Source organism: Fontibacillus panacisegetis, assembly GCF_900102215.1.
GTDB classification, from domain to species: Bacteria; Bacillota; Bacilli; order Paenibacillales; family Paenibacillaceae; genus Fontibacillus; species Fontibacillus panacisegetis.
In genome coordinates this window covers 42735-59762 of the sequence record NZ_FNBG01000006.1, presented here as the reverse complement: position 1 = coordinate 59762, position 17028 = coordinate 42735, and the positions used below count along the sequence as shown (strand labels likewise).

The following is a 17028-nucleotide window of genomic DNA, read 5'->3' as shown; positions in this document are numbered from 1 at the left end:
AGATGTTATAATCGGTTTGTAAAATAAATCAGCTTTAGGGGGATTGGGTTATGAAGAAAGTGATGTCTCATTTTGTACTGCTAATCATGGTAGTAAGCTTGGTGCTGAGTGGCTGCTCTAAAGGAAATAATTCGGCTCAGAAAAATGAAGGCGCTTCCAATGCAGGGGATGAAAAAACAGCCAACGTAAGCAAAGAAGTCATTGAACTTAAATATTGGGTTCCGTTCAGTGGATCTGACGGAGAATACATGGAAAACATGGTGAAAGCGTTCAATGAATCTCAAAGCGAGATTAAAGTCGAGTTCATGAATAATAACTGGGACAATTACTATCCAAAACTCTTATCTTCACTTGCAGCAAACTCTGCACCTGATGTGGCAGTCGCACACGTTTCGCATTTGGCTGAGCTAATTCCAACTGGCATGATCCAGCCGCTTGACGAATTGGCAACCGAAGCAGGACTTGATTGGTCAACCTACGGTAAAAACCAAGAAACCTCTGTCATTCGTGATGGACAGCATATCGCAGTACCTCTTGATACTCATGCTGTGGTTATGTATTACAACAAGAAATACCTCGGAGATGCAGGTCTCCTGAATGAAGATGGAAGCATCAAGATGGAGCCAGGGGCAGAGGGCTTTACCAAAATGCTTGAAACGTTAAAAGGTTCTCTCCCAGCTGATGTATCTCCACTTATTATCGGCAGCAACAACGTCTTTACTTACTGGATCTGGTACGCACTCGTTCAGCAACAAGGTGGTACTTACTTTAAAGATGGTCAGCCAACAATTGATACACCTGAAGGTAAAGTAGCGATGGAATTGATTAAATCTTGGATTGATAAAGGTTTGGCGCTCCCTGATATTGGTGACAACAGCTACGACATTTTCAAAACATCCAAAGCAGCTGTTACATTCACTGGTGTATGGTCAACAGGTAACTTCGAAAGTGAAAAATCGCTTGATTTTGCAGCAGTTCCATTCCCGCAATTATATGCTCAACCAGCAGCATGGGGTGACTCTCATACATTAATCGTACCTAAGCAGGATAATAAGGAAAAACAAGTTGCAGCAGTTAAATTCGCTGATTGGTTAGCTGATAACGCTGCTATGTGGGCAAAAGCAGGTCATGTTCCATCCAAGCCAGCTGTATTGGAATCGGAAGAATATAAAGCGCTGCCATACCGTGCAAGCTATGCAGCTGTTATGGATATCGTGAAATATATGCCGGATTCCACGAAGCTCAGTGCAGTAAATGATGCGGTTCTTGAATCGCTTGTAGAAGTGAACTATGGAATCAAGTCGGTTGAAGAAGGATTGGCAGCAGCGCAAAAGAATGCGGACAAATTAATGTCTAAATAGTTAATCCAAAATGGAAGACTACGGGATATTTCATATGAGTATCCCGTAAGATCTCCATTTGAAGGAGAGCGATAGATTTGAAAATGAAAAGCCACATATACAAAAACTACTTAACTGCACTTGCCTTTTTGGCTCCTTTCATGATCCTCTATCTAATATTTTGGATCTATCCAATTTTTAAAGGATTTCTAGGCAGCTTGTCATCCGGGACCTTCGGCGCGGAGAAAACCTTTGTAGGATTGGATAATTATCGATACATGATGGAAGATGAGAAGTTCTGGAGCGCGTTGTGGAATACACTGTACTTTATTTTGATATCCACACCTTCCATTGTCGTTTTGGGGCTCGGAATGGCTATATTGGTCAACATGAAATTGAAAGGTACTACGATACTTAGAATGGCCTTTTTTATGCCATACATGCTCTCAGTATCTGTTATAGGTAGTATTTGGGTATTTATCCTTCAATCCAGAACAGGTCTGATTGCTGAAACATTAAATTCATTTGGGATTACGATGGGAGTATCGTTTTTTGGAAGCTGGGGAATGGGATGGTTGTCCATCTTGATCGCCACGCTCTGGTGGACAGTCGGATTTAATATGATATTGTTCCTCGCAGGCTTACAAGAAATTCCTGAAGACTTATATGAAGCAGCAGATATCGATGGCGCCAACAAATGGGCTCAGTTTCGTTTTATCACCATGCCTTCGCTGAAGGGAGTAACTGCGCTCGTCATTCTTCTGCAAACGATCGCCTCTTTCAAGCTTTTTGGTCAAACCTGGCTTATTACAAAAGGCGGACCGGGAACATCTACCACGCCGCTTGTTCACTATATTTATCAAATCGCATTTCGGCAATGGGATACGGGATATGCCTCAGCTGTATCATTCGTCCTGTTCCTAACGATTGCACTGATTTCATTAGCACAATACAAGCTGCTGATGGGCAAAAAGAATTAAATAAAGAGGTGATACAAGCGTGAGTAACATAAAACGAATCATTGACTCAAAAATCGTAGGCTACATTATCGGGTATGCGTTAGCTGTCATCATGTTTGCACCCATATTGTGGATGCTTATAGCGGCATTGAAGCAGCCTGGCTCCACGGTTACTGTGCTTGGTGAGCTGTTCACAACGAAGTTTTCACTTGAGAGCTTTAAAGCTGTGTTAAAACCGGACGGAACAGCCATGATGTGGAGATGGACATGGAACAGTGTCATTGTTGGTGTTGTGCAAACAGCTATTACCGTATTGTTCAGTTCATGGGCGGCATTTGCAGTATCACGAATACAATTTAAAGGTAAGACATTTATTTTTGCACTCATTCTAGTAGGAATGATGGTACCTGTGGAATCTATCGTTGTTCCATTGTTCGATATGATTACTGAATTTGGTTGGACTAATAGCTATAATGCGTTAATTTGGCCGGGAATGATGTTGCCTCTTGCCTTCTTAATTCTTAAGCAATTTATCGATCAGCTTCCAAATGAATTACTTGAGGCTGCCAAAATTGACGGAGCCAATATATTCGTTATCTGGTGGAAAATGATTTGGCCATTATCTAAAAGCTCCATGGCTGCGGTTAGTATCTTTATTTTCATACAGTCGTGGAATAACTTGCTCTGGCCTTTACTCGTTGCACAAGAGACTTCGATGATGACACTGCCTGTAGGTATACCGACGTTCCAGAGTATCTTCGCGACAGATTTAGCTGTGCCAATGGCATCGAATGTTCTTGCGAGTATTCCTGCAATTCTCGTCTTCCTGTTGTTCCAACGGCACATCATCAAAGGTATTTCTATGACTGGAATAAAGTAATAACAGGATTTATGTAATGGAGGAGAAGATATGAGAGAGAGTCATAACTTAAGCGGATTGTGGAATTTTCGAATCGACCGGAAGGATCAGGGAGAAAGAGAAGCTTGGTTTGCCGAAGGTTTAAAAGAATCTCGGCAGGTTGAGGTTCCGCATATATGGCAGCGAGAAGAGGATTACGTGCAATACTGTGGTACGGGGTGGTACGAGAAAGAATTTGCTAGCCTGGAAATCCCTACTGATAGACACGCATATCTTCATTTTGGTGCAGTAGATTTTCAGGCAAGAGTATGGTTGAACGGAGTGTACATTGGAGAGCATGAAGGCGGATTTACTCCTTTCGAATTTGACGTAACGGATGTTATAAATCGGGGGGGAATGAACAGACTTACGGTTCGAGTATTTGATCCCCAGGATAATGCTGAAATTCCGATTGGTAAGCAAGGCAGCTGGTATACAAGAATCAGTGGGATCTGGCAGGATGTTACCTTGGAATTACGTGCAAATTGCTTCATTAAACAAGTGCATGCATATCCGAATATTGATGATGAGATAGTAGAGGCGAAGCTGACTATTTCTGGTGAAATAGAGGGTGAGCTAGTAGTTGAATATGTTGTAACAGACCATATGGACCCTCAGAATATTCTATCGATAGCTAGAGAGAGCGTTACAGATAATGAAGCAAAACACGTTATACCTCTTAAGAACGCGACTCTGTGGTCACCGCAAAATCCGCATTTATATGATATGCTCGTAAAAATCATAGACGTTAAGAGCGATATAATCATCGATGAGATTAGTATTTATTTTGGGATGAGAGAGATTGAATTTCATGATGGACAACTGCTATTGAATCATAAGCCACTGTATGTGCGCGGGGCGCTGGATCAAGCTTTTTATCCGGATACCATTTACATTGCTCCGTCTGACGAGTGGATACACAATGAAATCAATTTAGCGAAACAGATGGGTTTTAACTTGCTTCGCAAGCATATTAAGGTTGAGATTCCTCGCTACCTCTACTGGGCCGATCGAATGGGGATGCTAATTTGGGCTGAAACCCCTAACGTAGTGAAATGGTCAGCACAGAGTAGACAAAGATTTCATAGTGAGCTTACGGGTATGATCGAGCGTGATTTTAACCATCCATCTATCCTGATTTGGTCTCTATATAATGAAGAATGGGGATTGGAATGGGATTTAGCTAATGATATAGAGAAGCAAGAGCATGTGAAAAAGATGTACGACGAAATTAAGCAACTAGACCCTACTCGACTGATCTGCGACAATTCCGGCTGGGTACATGTGAAGACCGATATTAATGACCATCATCGCTATTTTGTATTGCCTGAGCAGATAGAAGATTGGAAGTCAGATATAGACGATTATATGGTAGGAACCCCTGAGAAGAACTATGTGAAAGGCTATAAACCGGAGGGTGAGCCGATTATCGTATCCGAGTTCGGGGTATGGGGATTGCCAAGTATTCAAAAATTGTTCGAGTACTATCAGGGAGAACCTTCGTGGTTTTCAAATCTGGGGGATGATACTCATCGTGAGGATTTCAAGAATCCTCTTACCGCCTTGCGTAATTTCGAAAAATATCAATTAAATGAAATCTTCGGTGATTTTGAGCAATTGTCGTTTTATTCTCAGCGCAGAATGCATCGGGCTGTGAAATCCCTTATCGAAGAAATGCGTAAACAGCCAAAAATCAACGGATATGTTGTTACAGAATTCACAGATATTGAGTGGGAAACAAACGGCTGGCTGGACTATACAAGAAACATGAAGCTCGGCATAGATCATGCGGCTGATTTTAATGGCAGTTTAATTGTAATGGCTGATCGAATGAAGCGAAATCTTTGGTGCGAGGAAGAGCAGGCATGGGATGTCATTATATGCAATGATGATATGCTTCCGCTTAATGGAGTTGTTAAATGGGAAATTTGCGGAACTAATGAATGTGGGAGTATTCCGCTTCATGAAGGAAACCGCGCTTATGTAAAACTCTCGGAAGTGATTCAGTTTACGGTTCCAGCTGTTCCAAAAGCGTCATTCCATCGTTTGAAGCTAACTCTAGTTTTAGATGGTGAAAATGCGGCAGTTAACGAAGAGGAGCTAACGATTTCTCCTCAAACTCAGATGTCTCAGGTTGCTGTATGTGCATATAAGCTGGGGGGAGATTTTAAAGCCGTGCTCCAAGATAACGGATTATCAGTAGTTGATACAATTGAAGCTGCTGAGGTTGTAATCACTTCCACTCTGGACGATGCTGTCATGGAGTATTATCGCCAAGGTGGACACGTATTGTTCTTGGCTGAAGAAGGAGATAAACTGTCGCAAAAAGGACAATTTACGTTCCGGCAGCTTGTACAAGGGGAAAGCTGGGATCGCACATCTTCCTTTAACTACGTTGATCCTGGTTATTTTGAAGGTATTCCTCTGCTCCATGAGATGGGCTGGGAGATGGAAGGCCTGTACCCTGAATATATCGTTCCGTTTAGCAATTACAATAAATTAGGTGGAACGATGGGGCGTGTTGTGTACATGTTCGGAAATGAGAATATCACAGAAACAAGCCGGATTCTTTCGGGGTACTTTCAGGGGTGGCTTGGGCAAGCTGGCGGTTCCTTGATTGTACAGCGAAGCGCTCAAGGCAGTCTCATCTTAACAACTTGGAAGCTGAAGGACAATTACGGTAAACATCCAATAGCAACTCAATTAGTAAATGCTTTAATAATGAAGCGTAATGAATACTAAAGAAGAATAAAAACAATAAATAAAAAGGTATGTTACCTCAGAGTATGAACTGTGAGAGTAACGTACCTTTTTCTATGTCACATGAAACTAATTATTGTCCTTCATTTGCTGTCACTGTTGTTGCAGTTGCAGTTGGATCTGTCTCGTTGTCCGTATTTTCTGGTTCATATAGCTGGGAACGCATTTCGAACCATTGGAACAAGTGGGTCATAATGACCTTGAGTACGGCGTATCCAGGAACAGCTAGGATGATACCAAAGACGCCAAACAGATTTCCAGCAGTCAAAATAACAAAGATGATCGTAATTGGATGTATCTGCAGTGTTTTACCCATAATTTGCGGAGATATGAATTTTCCCTCGATCAATTGCACTACAGTCCATACGATGATTAATTTCAGCAGCATGAACGGAGAAGTGACTGTCGCAATAATGAGCGCAGGGGTAATCGCGATGGCAGGACCTAGATAAGGAACTATACTTGTACAAGATGCGATGATCGCTAGAACAAGAGAATAATCAAGCCCAATAATCAGAAATCCAAAATACATAAGAATACCGATGCAGAAGCTTACGATAATTTGTCCACGGATATAGTGACTGATTTGTCCGTTCATTTCCGACATGACATGGCCAGTCGAATTACGTAAGCGTATAGGTACAAAACGCAGAATGAATGCTGGGAGTTTCTTTCCGTCTTTTAGCAAGTAGAACAAAATGAACGGAACGGTGATGATCGCCAGAATGAAGTCTTTGAGTGCCCCTAAAAAACCGCCAATCCCAGACCATGCATTATTCAGAATTGAGGTGGCTTGCTCAGATACATTTTGCCAGATCTCGTTCAAATTAAAGTTTGCCGTACTCTGGAACTGATGAAATAAATCGCTGCCAGTCAGATTTTCAAATAGGATTTGCAGTTCATAGCTGTACCGTGGGAAATTGTCAATTAACCTAGTAACCTGCTCCTGAACGATTGGAACGATGGAAATCACAACAACAGTAATGATGCCAATGATAAGCAAATACAAACCGATAATCGTAAAAACTCGTTTGACGCCTTTGTTTTCCAGCCAATCGACAAGTGGATTAAGCAGGTAATAGATCGCTCCAGTTAACAGAACCGGAAGCAGTACGGTTTTTATAAGTACCACGAATGGTGTGAATATAAAAGAAATTTTGTTCAACACAAGGACGTTAAGCCCAATTAACAAAAGAACGAGTAAAAATAGAACGAAACGGTTGTTGATAAAAAATTTCTTGAACCTGTCGCTCCATATATGCGTATTTCCCATGCTGGTAAGGAACCCCCTGTCTAAAGTAAAAAACGTCTCAAAAATTATTACTATATAAATAATACGATTTAAATGAAATTAGTTTCAAATTTATTATTTAAATGTCTCTATATTAAGAAAAGACCCATCTCTATTATGCGCTAATACGAGATGAATCTTTCTATAATTTGGTCTGGAAATTAGAAAAATTGCCTGTTAATCATGAGGACTACCATACCGGCGGCGATTACAGAGAACAGGATGCATCCTACTCCAAGAGCCTTGCGGCTGCCTTTGAGCGTTTTAATGCCAAACATGAAGAGTACTACGGTGATCGCTGCAAGAACGAGCGACATTGCAATCATAGAGAACCAATACAAAATTTTGAATACAGCTGGTGCTATGGAGCTATCGTTGTTCAAGTAATAATCCTCCTAGGTTCAAGCTTATTTCATATGCTTGTTTTGTCTCATATATTCCACTTGAAAATAACTATACGTTAATTTGAACAATTTGCATAGAAACAAGGATAGATTAAAACAGGCTTATGCCGCGGACAGACATACAAGAACACTGAGCGTTGGTTGAGTATGAATAACGTATAACGGAAAGGGGGATGGTGCTATGGCAGGAAGACAATTTGCTAACAAATGGCTTAAGACGGAAGCTCTGTTAAGCAATGCGGACGTGGCCGGACACATACCGCAAACCCGTATTTACAGCTCTGAAGCTCTTAGGCAAATGCTAATGCAGCATGGAATGGTAGTTATTAAGCCTCTTCGTGGCGGGGGTGGATATGGTGTAATTAAGGTGGCTTATAGTAATGGTGTATATTCTTATATGTATATGTCACAACAAAGGTCGTTTCCTAGCTACGAAGCGATGTTCAAGTCATTGAATCGGGCAAAGGTAGGGCGCAAGTATATGATACAACAGGGAATCAGATTAGCAAAAATCGCAGGTCGTCCAATTGATTACCGTGTTAAGGTCGTCAAAGACAACGGGACATGGGTATACCGTTCTATGGTTGGCAGATTGGCTAGACCAGGATTGTTTGTTACGAATCTTTGTAAGGGTGGCACACAGCTGACTGCTAGGGAAGGGCTGGGTCGATCACTTCATCACAAAGGAGCGGCGAAAAAAAAGCGTCAAGAAATGCGAAATCTAACGAATAAATGTATTGGTATTATGGAATCGTCTTTTCCTGGGATCGAGCAGCTGGGGTTTGATTATGGCATTGATAGATATGGCAAAATATGGATTTTCGAAGTGAATACACGTCCTCAATAGTGGTGAAAATGCCAGAAATCGATATTTTGTAACACAATTACAAAAAAAAGAACTAAAAATTCGTAGTTTTACATTTTTTTTTAAGGTTAAAAGGTTATAAAATGTCCTGTGAATAACTTTTGTCCACATTATCCCATCATATTTAGCAATGGTTTGGCTTTTTTACTAACAGGTTATTCACAGGATTTCCACAGATAATTGTGGATAACAGGAACGCTTGTTCTTACCTCTTTTTCTTGTTATGATAAGGAAAAATATAGAAAGGATGTGTAAACAATGGAGATGTTAACAGATGATATGTTGCTTGAATCCTATCGCATGGCTACAGTACTTCATCTAGATCAGGAGTTCATTGGGCTGCTGTTGGCAGAAATCCATAGACGTGACCTTAAAACTCATACAGAAGTGATGATACATTGATATTGAGGTGGACAAGTCTTGCTAGCAATAAGTAAAATTAATTAAAGGGTATCTTTCTTTACCGTACATAGTACGACGTAAAGAATAGATACCCTTCGTTGTTCCATCTGGAATTATTATAGTTTTAAATTACTGCTGTGTCCTGGTGAGAGCTTGGCATCCGGGTCAACATATACTTTAGCATTATTGACCGCTGTAGGCGCTTCGCCGAAGCCTACTGCAATGAGATCCAATTTACCTGGGTAAGTGGTGATATCACCTGCTGCAAAGATACCTGGGATAGAGCTCTCCATCCGTGAATCCACTACGATGGAGCCTGATTCGATATCAAATCCCCATTCTGCGATAGGTCCCAGGGAAGACACAAAGCCGAAATTGACGATTACATCATCGACTTCGATTTCCTGAGTCTCCTGAGTTTTCACATGGGACAGTGTTACGCGCTCGATGGAATCTGTACCATGAAGAGTGGTGATCTCAGTAGGAGTAATTACTTCTACTTTGGATTTCATCAGGTTCTCAACGCTATGCTCATGTGCGCGGAATTTATCGCGACGATGCACGAGGATTACCTTTTCGGCAATTGGCTCTAACATAAGTGCCCAGTCTACAGCAGAGTCTCCTCCGCCACTGATCAGAACCTTCCGGCCTTTAAATTTATTCAAATCGCTAACGAAATAATGAAGATTGCTCTTCTCAAAATGGGCAGCATTCTCTACATCCAGACGGCGTGGTTCGAATGCGCCAACACCTGCTGTAATGATAACAGCGTGTGCATGATGAACCTCTTTGTCAGTAGTGACTACAAAATGACGCTCATCCTTTTTCTCAATTTGAAGCACTTTTTCTTCAAGACGAATGTCAGGCTCGAAGCGCCCTAGCTGTTCATTAAGATTGTTTACCAGCTCTTGACCCGTAATTTTCGGAAAGCCAGCAATATCGTAAATATATTTCTCAGGATACAAGGCAGCTACTTGTCCGCCTAACTGAGGCATACTTTCGATGAGTTTAACAGATGCTTTGCGCATTCCGCCGTAAAAAGCGGCAAACATACCTGCCGGACCGCCTCCGATAATGAGCAGGTCAGTAAAATCGCCGCTAGTAGTTTGGGATGACACAGGTAAACACCTCCAGTTGTTTTCGTAATACTTTATATTGTCATTTCTACTTTATTATAAACATCCCATTCCATGTTGGAAAGGCAAGGAAATTATTGTGTAATCCGATGCTCCTGAAGCCTTAAAAACCGCTGAAAGTCGCGTAAAATAAGACTTGATCTTTTAAACAAAAGCCTATATCATTCAAATGTATGTACATCTATTTGTGACGAAAAAGGTACATTTGGTATATTTCTAAAAGGTACCCTTTATTTTTTGCAATCATTCAACATATGGTTCGTTTGGTTAAGTTAAATGTTGGATGTATAATTATTGTAGTTATTGTATAAGGCTAATTGGTTATGTGTTAATTTTCACATTGAAGTATGAGATTAGCTTTTATCCCAAAAAATATAAATATAGAAGCTTCAAAACCGGAAGGAGATCAAAATATGAGTACCATACCTAAAATAGTTATTCTTGGTGCGGGCTACGGGGGGATTTTGACTGCCCAGAGACTGCAGAAAGAGTTGAACTATAATGAAGCTGACGTTACGCTTGTGAATCGTCATGATTATCATTATTTCACGACACATCTTCATATGCCTGCGGCCGGAACCGATTCCATTGATCATACAAGAGTGGCAATTTCTAAATTAATTGATGAATTTAAGATCGATCTGGTTAAATCTAACGTGCAGGAGATTCGCCTTTCGGACCGTAAGGTTGTTCTTCAGGACGGAACATTATCCTACGATTACCTTGTGATCGCTCTGGGCGGCGAGCCTGAATCATTTGGAATTCCGGGACTCAGTGAATATGCGATGACGATCCGCAGCATTAACTCCGTTCGTCTGATCCGTCAGCATATTGAATATCAGTTTGCTTTATATAAATTGGATGAAACTCGAACAGATCGCTTGAACTTCGTGGTTGGAGGCGCCGGCTTTAGCGGTATTGAGTTTGTTGCCGAGCTGGCAGACCGGATTCCTCAATTGTGCAAGGAGTACGATGTAGATCCTAACCTTGTTCACGTATACAACGTAGAGGCTGCGCCAACAGCATTGCCAGGATTTGATCCTGAACTGGTGGAGTATGCCATGGACGTCCTTCGGAAAAAAGGTGTAGAGTTCAAAATCGGAGTAGCGATTCAGGAGTGTACACCGGATGGTGTCTTTTTAGCTACTGGTGAAGAGATTAAGACGGCTACAGTGGTATGGACCGGGGGAATACGCGGCAACCGTCTAATCGAAGCGGCGGGATTTGAAACAGCGAGAGGTAGAGTCAAGGTAGATGACTACCTCCATGCTCCTGGCCATGATAACGTGTTTATTATAGGAGATAACTCGTTGATGTTTAATGCAGAAGGTCGTCCATATCCGCCAACTGCACAAATAGCTATGCAGCAGGGTGTGACTTGCGCACAAAATGTCGTTGCTTCTATCCGCAGCAAAGAGCTTAAGAAATTCGTGTTCAGCAATAAAGGCACAGTGGCTTCTCTCGGTAAAGGCGAGGCCATTGCTTCGGCATTTGGCAAGAAGTATAAAGGCTGGGTAGCGGCACAGCTTAAAAAACTTGTGGATATGCGTTATTTGTTTACGATCGGTGGCATTTTGCTTGTACTGAAAAAAGGCAGGTTCCTGTAGTATGCGTCACTGTAGTGTACAAGTCAGAGGATTGTTAACCAGAGAAGAGCTGGATCGATATAACGCCCTGATGCAGGTAGGCTCATATCTGGAGTCGCAGCAGCAATATGATCATGCCTACGTTATTCAGAAAGAAGTAGATATTCTGATTCTTCCAGCAATCGAACGTCTTAAGGAAAAAAGCAGAGCCCGCGATCGTGCTACTGCGGAATTTCTGGAAGCGATGCGAGAGCAGGAAGAAGACGAGGATGAATAGGAGAAATATGACGGTCTGGCCTTGGGATATCAGGTTAGGCTGTTTTTTTATTTTGGTAGTCCTTATGTTTGTGGGCATATTTAAAAGGATGGGTGCACCCCATCCTTTTCGTTAATCTATAGCTCTATGTCTGTTATTACAGCTTAAGCATTTCTTCGAATAGCTGCTCGTTAAGCAGGTTGCCTACATAGAAAGAACCGAATTCGCCAAAACGGGCACTTACTTCATCAAAACGCATTTCATATACGAGCTTCTTGAAATGGAGCGCATCATCGGAGAATAAAGTAACTCCCCATTCCCAATCATCTAAACCGACGGAACCGGTAATAATTTGCTTAACCTTGCCAGCATAGCCGCGGCCGATCATGCCGTGGCTACGCATCATGCCCCGGCGTTCTTCCATCGACAGCATGTACCAGTTATCGCTCAGATCGCGTTTTTTATTCATTGGATAGAAGCAAATATATTTCGATTTAGGAAGAATCGGCTGAAGTCGAGCCATGACTTCTGGATTTGCTTTAGGATCACCGTCACCGGAAGCCATGTAATTGCTCAGCTCCACGATGCTGACATAAGAATATGCCTTGGTCGTATATTGAGCAAAAGTAGTTTTGTTAAATTCGTTCTCCAGATCATTCAGCTCTTCAAGAGATTCGCGCAGATGCATGAATACGAAATCGGCCTTTTGCCCAACGATGGAATACACTGCTGTGCTTCCAGTTTTGTCTTGTTCAGCAAGATTCCACTCTTGAAGGAAGTTATGTAGCTCTTCCAGAGCACCTGCGCGTTCCTCATCATCAGCAGCCTTCCAAGCTGTCCAGTTGATTGAGCGGAAATCGTGAAGGGCATACCAGCCTTCCAATGTTAACGCTGCTTCATTCATTTATTATCACTCCTAATTTCCTGTCATCATCATTAATTTATTGTAAATTGCGTATTATCTTTATTGTAACTAAAGGCAACAAAAGGAGCAAATTGATTTATAAAGGTTTCATTGAAACTTCATAGCTTTGTTTATCGAAAGTTCATTGCTTCGTTACATTTTTTCTAGTAAACTATCTACTAGTTCCAAATAATGTGATCTATATTATAGTGTTTAATAAGGTGAAGGGTGGGAACTCGATGGGATGGCTCATCGTTTTGGTGCTGATGGTTTTGTTTTTTGTCATGATGTTCGGCATCGGTTTTATTCTTAATATGCTTATGAAAACAACTTGGTTTCCCGCTTATATTTTCGTTCTTATCATATTGCCTATTGTTGTATATACGCTGTGGAACCACGATAAGAGTTTCGGTTCATATTTGGCATCCTATCGTTTAGTGGATTACTTGACCGCGATTGCGGGATTGGCAGGGGCTATACTTAGCGGATGGACCATCCGTAAATTGCGCCAAGGTGGATATAAAATGTTTTAAGCAAGTCGTAAAGTTAATTTTTGATCATGAAATGGGGGTATCTGCCAATTGACAGATACCTTTTTGTATACACAATTATAGCGTTTTTTGTAAGGTTTTAACGATTCGAGATTTAGCATTTTATGATAGAATAGAGAAAGTCCTGTAGAAAGCGACTAGGAAGGAGCGATGAAGAACTTGCGCATGAACAATATGTTGCATTTTACTGAAAACCACCGCTATTGCGTATATCGCGACTTCAGTCTCAGTTCCGTGGACGATAAAATGCTGGGACTGGCCTATCAACCGATGGTAGGTGCTTTCGCTGTGGCATTATATCGATTGTTGGCGGAGCAGGTGCCACTGGAGCAAGTTGGTTATTCATCAATAGAACAGCAGAGAGGGTTGTTTTTGACACTGGGTCTTGAACCGAGTGAAAAAGGACGCAGCTTTCTTATTGAGCAAGCCTCCAAACTGGAGGCGGTAGGTTTGATGCAAACCAGTCGTTTGTACATACCTGATAGTGATGATTATTTATATGAATATGAATTACAGCAGCCTTTGTCTCCGGCGGATTTTTTTAAAACCCAGCACTTAACGCTATTGCTGCGTGACAAAATTGGCAAATTCGCAGTTTTGTCTCTGCGGGAGCGTTTCTTTAGCAAGGAGCCAGGAGATTTATATGGACTTGCATATAATAAAGAAAATATATCTGTACCTTTTTATGATATTTTTGAGCTTAACACGCATTCTATAGATTACGAACTGGAGCAGGCGATCGCTGAGACTTCAATTGCTAGGCAGCAGGGAGCTAAGGCTGTGGCGGAAGAGGATTTATTCAATTATGCGGATATTATTCTCCGTTTCCCGAGAGAGTCAGTGAACCGATCCTACGTGGAAAAAATGCGTTTTGATTCAGAAGCTTTGGGAATCGCCAATTATGTTGCGCGGAAATATGATCTCAGCATTCAGGATTTATGCAGACTGCTGGATGAAGACGGAGTGTTCGATCCGGGTAGCGGTCTATTGCTCGACGAACTGCAGCATAAGGCTAACCTTCATTTTCGGCAAGGTAAGAGAAGGAAGGAAGAACGGGAAGTCGCGTATGCGAAGGTTGTCTCGGTCCGTACAGAGCAGAAAAGCACAGATAATAGCCACCAGGAAGAATTCGCTGTACAAATGGAGTATTATGTTGAAGTTCCACCGCAGTTCCGTAACAAATGTGATGTTCACCAATACAATATGATGCTTCGTAATGAACCATATACTCGTTTATTGAAGACTTTTTTTCCTGGAGCTATTCCGGATAACCTGCTGGATATGTTTGAGAAAATCGATCTCAACTACAAGCTGCCGGGAGAAGTCATTAATGTTCTTATCCATTATTTAATGTCACTAATGCACGCTAATGGGGAACAGCGGATTAACCGCAATTTTGTAGATGCCATCGCATCCAATATGCTGCTGAAGCAGGTTAACACTTATGAGAAGGCGGTTCAATATATTCGGGAACAAGCTAAGGTAAAAGATAAGGTAGCTGCCAAAAATACTTCCTCTACAGCGAGCAGGGGCCGTTCTTATGCTGGGCGCAGCGGGATTGTTAAGCCTGATATACCGATTGTTGAAAGTACAGCTGACGCTCAACCGGTATCTGATGAGGAAATGGCTGAACTAATGAAACTTGCGGAACAGATGAAGGCTAGTAAAAATAAAGGTTTTTAACAAGGGACCTTTTGATGGTAGAAAGGTGAGGGTTAACCTATGGAATCACTTGGGCAAATACTTTCAGGGATGGCTAGCCCTCAGTTTCGTCGTCGATCTGAGGAATTGGCTGCTAGATTAATGAGTGAACCGCTTGTACAACAATTACGAACTAGTCATCCTGAGTTGGGTGATGAGCAGTTGACGATCGGGATGGCGAAGCTGTATCAATATGTCAAGGATAATCGCAGCTGTAGTCAATGTCCTGGACTGGACAATTGTCCTAACAATTTTCAGGGTCATTTTACGAAGGTAACGGTTGAAGACATCGCGGGAGTACCGCAGCTGATAGAACGACAGGTTCCGTGTGCCAAGCAGCTGCAGCATGAACGGGAATCAGCGATTAAGAGCCGAATTCATAGCTTTTATGTAGATGAGCGGGTTTTAACTGAAGGTTACGATGAAGCGGAGATACTGACTAAGGATGGGGTTCGTGCACCCGCGGTAGGTCAAGTTTTTCGATATATTAATGAGACGAAAAATAAGGGGCTTATGACTCGTGGCCTGTACCTGGAAGGTAACTTTGGTACAGGCAAAACCTTTTTAATGTGCTATATGCTGCATGAGTTAGCCAAAGTAGGCTACTCTGGAGTCATTGTATACATGCCGGAATTTGTGGAAGACCTGAAATCAATGATGCAGGATAATCAGAAGCTGAAGGAAACGGTAGAAATGATGAAGGGGACTGATTTGCTTATCTTCGATGATATCGGAGCGGAGAATTTAAACCCTTGGACTCGGGATCATGTGCTAGGCTCAATTTTGAATTATCGAATGAACCGTAAACCAACATTTTACACGTCCAACTATTCTTTGAATATGCTTGAGAAGCATCTTGGCTTTACGAGCAAGGATGGAGAGGAATCCCATAAGGGACAGCGATTAATGGATCGGATTGCTCCATTTGTAGATGTTGTGGCCGTAGGAGGCATCAACAAGCGAGGCAAGGTGTAGATTCGGACAAAATATAACAAAGAGCCAGGTACTCCAAGTGGAGAGTCTGGCTCTTTGTCTTACATTAACGTAGTGTTATTAACCTGCGATGAATTTAACGATAACCATACCAAAGAAAATCACAAACATAAACGTAAGCATTCCGAAGAAACCGTTCATCAAGTCAAATAAATCGTTCCGTGGTTCTTCATTAACATGCTCCCGGGGGTCGATCACATGATGGTTTGCATCCATGGCGAGAAGGCCTCCTCGATAAGTTAATTAATTGTCAATAATAAACATCATAGACAAATCGCTTATTGGTTATTACTAGTATAACCAATCGCCTTGAAATTTGTAAAGGAGGCGGATACATTGTGTTTTTCCTTTTGCAAAAAAAGTGTGGTATAATCGAGATGACGCCAAATTTTGGCTTGATTTATGTCATTGATTATTAGTAATTACAAATAAGTGACAGACATATAAGGAGGAATAAATCATGGCAATTGTGAACGTATCTGATCAATCTTTCAATAATGAAGTAGAAGGACAAGGTGTTGTCCTTGTTGATTTCTGGGCTCCATGGTGCGGACCTTGTAAAATGCTTGCTCCAATCCTTGAGGATTTGGCTGCAGATGTAGGTGATTCGGTTAAAATCGCAAAGGTGAACGTTGACGAGAACCCTGAATCAGCTTCCCGTTTTGGTGTAATGAGTATCCCTACACTGATCTTCTTTAAAGACGGTCAACCTGTTGATAAAGTTGTTGGTTTGAACTCCAAGGATGCACTCAAAAACCTGATCGCCAAACACCAATAATCATCATAAAGATGATTTCAAGAGCGCTTGCTCCACGCCCTCGGCATGCCGGGGGCGTTTCGTTTTTGGTTGGTGAAGGGAAGCCTGCAAAAGTGCAGTTTTATCTCATTATTGGCTCATGAAGTTATAAATTCCTGCAATTATACATTTATTTACCGCCCAGCCTAATGTTAAAGTCTATATAGTGAGAAAATCCTGCGGATT

Annotated in this window: 17 protein-coding genes; 12 read left to right on the top strand and 5 right to left on the bottom strand. The window is 41.7% G+C overall.

Annotation, left to right across the window (positions count from 1 at the left end; all coding sequences use genetic code 11):
* The first annotated feature begins 50 nt into the window (after positions 1-50).
* The 4 genes from BLS49_RS07450 to BLS49_RS07435 all read left to right on the top strand — a co-directional run bounded on the left by BLS49_RS07450 (position 51) and on the right by BLS49_RS07435 (position 5939).
* Positions 51-1361, top strand: a complete 1311-nt coding sequence (locus BLS49_RS07450) for an ABC transporter substrate-binding protein (RefSeq protein ID WP_091228003.1) — start codon at positions 51-53, stop codon at positions 1359-1361.
* 83 nt (positions 1362-1444) lie between these two features.
* Positions 1445-2320, top strand: coding sequence for a carbohydrate ABC transporter permease (locus tag BLS49_RS07445; RefSeq protein ID WP_091228218.1), 876 nt, complete (start codon positions 1445-1447; stop codon positions 2318-2320).
* A 19-nt stretch (positions 2321-2339) separates the two neighbouring features.
* The gene (locus tag BLS49_RS07440; RefSeq protein WP_091228002.1) at positions 2340-3179 is read left to right on the top strand and encodes a carbohydrate ABC transporter permease; all 840 of its coding nucleotides are present in this window, start codon (positions 2340-2342) and stop codon (positions 3177-3179) included.
* 30 nt (positions 3180-3209) lie between these two features.
* A complete protein-coding gene (locus BLS49_RS07435; RefSeq protein WP_091228000.1) occupies positions 3210-5939 on the top strand; it encodes a glycoside hydrolase family 2 protein in 2730 nt (909 codons plus the stop codon).
* Positions 5940-6030: 91 nt separating this feature from the next.
* Here the strand turns inward: BLS49_RS07435 and BLS49_RS07430 are convergent, their stop codons facing one another.
* Together BLS49_RS07430 and BLS49_RS07425 are read right to left on the bottom strand one after the other, a co-directional pair.
* A complete protein-coding gene (locus tag BLS49_RS07430; protein ID WP_091227998.1) occupies positions 6031-7230 on the bottom strand; it encodes an AI-2E family transporter in 1200 nt (399 codons plus the stop codon).
* Positions 7231-7409: 179 nt separating this feature from the next.
* Positions 7410-7631: a hypothetical protein gene (locus BLS49_RS07425; protein WP_091227997.1), complete on the bottom strand. Its 222-nt coding sequence runs from the start codon at positions 7629-7631 to the stop codon at positions 7410-7412.
* Between the two features lie 202 nt (positions 7632-7833).
* On the opposite strand from BLS49_RS07425, the gene BLS49_RS07420 reads away from it, so the two are divergent.
* Both BLS49_RS07420 and sda read left to right on the top strand, forming a co-directional pair.
* Positions 7834-8499: a YheC/YheD family protein gene (locus BLS49_RS07420; protein WP_091227995.1), complete on the top strand. Its 666-nt coding sequence runs from the start codon at positions 7834-7836 to the stop codon at positions 8497-8499.
* A gap of 276 nt (positions 8500-8775) precedes the next feature.
* Positions 8776-8919, top strand: a complete 144-nt coding sequence (gene sda, locus BLS49_RS07415; protein ID WP_091227993.1) for a sporulation histidine kinase inhibitor Sda — start codon at positions 8776-8778, stop codon at positions 8917-8919.
* 116 nt (positions 8920-9035) lie between these two features.
* On the opposite strand, the gene BLS49_RS07410 is transcribed toward sda, so the two are convergent.
* Positions 9036-10037, bottom strand: coding sequence for an NAD(P)/FAD-dependent oxidoreductase (locus BLS49_RS07410; protein ID WP_091227992.1), 1002 nt, complete (start codon positions 10035-10037; stop codon positions 9036-9038).
* Between the two features lie 431 nt (positions 10038-10468).
* Here BLS49_RS07410 and BLS49_RS07405 point away from each other — a divergent pair, with 431 nt between their 5' ends.
* Together BLS49_RS07405 and BLS49_RS07400 are read left to right on the top strand one after the other, a co-directional pair.
* Positions 10469-11662, top strand: coding sequence for an NAD(P)/FAD-dependent oxidoreductase (locus BLS49_RS07405; protein WP_091227990.1), 1194 nt, complete (start codon positions 10469-10471; stop codon positions 11660-11662).
* A gap of 1 nt (position 11663) precedes the next feature.
* On the top strand, positions 11664-11918 hold the full coding sequence (locus tag BLS49_RS07400) for a hypothetical protein (protein ID WP_091227988.1): 255 nt from the start codon (positions 11664-11666) through the stop codon (positions 11916-11918).
* A 136-nt stretch (positions 11919-12054) separates the two neighbouring features.
* Here the strand turns inward: BLS49_RS07400 and hemQ are convergent, their stop codons facing one another.
* Entirely contained in the window at positions 12055-12801 is a 747-nt protein-coding gene (gene hemQ, locus BLS49_RS07395; protein WP_091227987.1) for a hydrogen peroxide-dependent heme synthase, read from the bottom strand.
* 239 nt (positions 12802-13040) lie between these two features.
* On the opposite strand from hemQ, the gene BLS49_RS07390 reads away from it, so the two are divergent.
* From BLS49_RS07390 to dnaI, 3 genes are all read left to right on the top strand, one after another.
* Positions 13041-13334, top strand: a complete 294-nt coding sequence (locus BLS49_RS07390) for a YuiB family protein (RefSeq protein WP_091227985.1) — start codon at positions 13041-13043, stop codon at positions 13332-13334.
* Between the two features lie 177 nt (positions 13335-13511).
* A complete protein-coding gene (locus tag BLS49_RS07385) occupies positions 13512-15035 on the top strand; it encodes a replication initiation and membrane attachment family protein (protein WP_091228216.1) in 1524 nt (507 codons plus the stop codon).
* A 39-nt stretch (positions 15036-15074) separates the two neighbouring features.
* Positions 15075-16028, top strand: a complete 954-nt coding sequence (dnaI, locus tag BLS49_RS07380; protein ID WP_091227984.1) for a primosomal protein DnaI — start codon at positions 15075-15077, stop codon at positions 16026-16028.
* A gap of 78 nt (positions 16029-16106) precedes the next feature.
* Here dnaI and BLS49_RS07375 read toward each other — a convergent pair whose 3' ends face one another.
* Positions 16107-16262: a YqzM family protein gene (locus BLS49_RS07375; protein ID WP_091227982.1), complete on the bottom strand. Its 156-nt coding sequence runs from the start codon at positions 16260-16262 to the stop codon at positions 16107-16109.
* Between the two features lie 244 nt (positions 16263-16506).
* Here BLS49_RS07375 and trxA point away from each other — a divergent pair, with 244 nt between their 5' ends.
* Positions 16507-16824 carry a thioredoxin gene (trxA, locus tag BLS49_RS07370; RefSeq protein WP_091227981.1) on the top strand — a complete coding sequence of 106 codons (318 nt, stop codon included), beginning with the start codon at positions 16507-16509 and terminating at the stop codon, positions 16822-16824.
* The last annotated feature ends 204 nt before the right edge of the window (positions 16825-17028 follow it).

Bases quoted from the DNA above. Each gene is read 5' to 3' on its own strand.
- BLS49_RS07450 (WP_091228003.1), top strand. From the start codon at position 51: ATGAAGAAAGTGATGTCTCATTTTGTACTGCTAATCATGGTAGTAAGC.
- BLS49_RS07445 (WP_091228218.1), top strand. From the start codon at position 1,445: ATGAAAAGCCACATATACAAAAACTACTTAACTGCACTTGCCTTTTTG.
- BLS49_RS07435 (WP_091228000.1), top strand. From the start codon at position 3,210: ATGAGAGAGAGTCATAACTTAAGCGGATTGTGGAATTTTCGAATCGAC.
- BLS49_RS07430 (WP_091227998.1), bottom strand. From the start codon at position 7,230: ATGGGAAATACGCATATATGGAGCGACAGGTTCAAGAAATTTTTTATC.
- BLS49_RS07420 (WP_091227995.1), top strand. From the start codon at position 7,834: ATGGCAGGAAGACAATTTGCTAACAAATGGCTTAAGACGGAAGCTCTG.
- sda (WP_091227993.1), top strand. From the start codon at position 8,776: ATGGAGATGTTAACAGATGATATGTTGCTTGAATCCTATCGCATGGCT.
- BLS49_RS07405 (WP_091227990.1), top strand. From the start codon at position 10,469: ATGAGTACCATACCTAAAATAGTTATTCTTGGTGCGGGCTACGGGGGG.
- BLS49_RS07400 (WP_091227988.1), top strand. From the start codon at position 11,664: ATGCGTCACTGTAGTGTACAAGTCAGAGGATTGTTAACCAGAGAAGAG.
- hemQ (WP_091227987.1), bottom strand. From the start codon at position 12,801: ATGAATGAAGCAGCGTTAACATTGGAAGGCTGGTATGCCCTTCACGAT.
- BLS49_RS07390 (WP_091227985.1), top strand. From the start codon at position 13,041: ATGGGATGGCTCATCGTTTTGGTGCTGATGGTTTTGTTTTTTGTCATG.
- dnaI (WP_091227984.1), top strand. From the start codon at position 15,075: ATGGAATCACTTGGGCAAATACTTTCAGGGATGGCTAGCCCTCAGTTT.
- BLS49_RS07375 (WP_091227982.1), bottom strand. From the start codon at position 16,262: ATGGATGCAAACCATCATGTGATCGACCCCCGGGAGCATGTTAATGAA.
- trxA (WP_091227981.1), top strand. From the start codon at position 16,507: ATGGCAATTGTGAACGTATCTGATCAATCTTTCAATAATGAAGTAGAA.